The 600-nt window shown below is 55.9% G+C and carries 1 protein-coding gene; it reads left to right on the forward strand.

Features of this window, described 5'->3' with window-relative positions; all coding sequences use genetic code 11:
- Nucleotides 1–600, forward strand: a 600-nt coding sequence (locus ACXJ5O_RS29235; protein WP_457302953.1) for an ABC transporter permease, incomplete at both ends; no start/stop codon positions are given.

A 600-nucleotide genomic window follows, 5' to 3' on the forward strand; every position in this document is an offset into this window, starting at 1 on the left:
GTTTGGTACTGCAGCCGCCGAGCTGGGAGCACTGGGCAGGCACTGACGAACTTGGCCGGGACATTCTCAGCAGACTACTCTTCGGTGCTAGAACCACCTTGCTCATTGTCATTTCGGTTTCTCTCCTCGTCGCGCCAATCGGTTTGTGCATAGGGGTGTGTTCTGGTTATTTCGGCGGTTGGGTTGATAAAGTTCTCATGCGAATAGTCGATATTTTCCTTGCGTTGCCGTCCTTGGTGCTGGCGCTGGCCTTTGTCGCAGCGCTTGGATCAGGCGCGGAAAATGCCGTCCTTGCCATGGCATTCACCGCGTGRCCGCCCATCGCAAGACTTGCTAGAGTTGAGACACTTAGTATCCGTTCATCCGATTTCATATCGGCAGCCCGCATGTACGGTGCTTCGCCGCTCCGTATCATTTTCCGGCATATCGTTCCGCTTTGCCTTCCGTCCATTGTCGTGCGGGTGACTCTGAGCATGGCCGGATTCATCTTGACGGCGGCCGGCCTCGGGTTTCTGGGCTTGGGCGCTCAACCGCCGAGTGCCGAATGGGGTACGATGATTTCAACAGGCCGAAAAGTCATGATTGATCATTGGTGGGTCG

The organism is Phyllobacterium sp. P5_D12 (assembly GCF_054049495.1).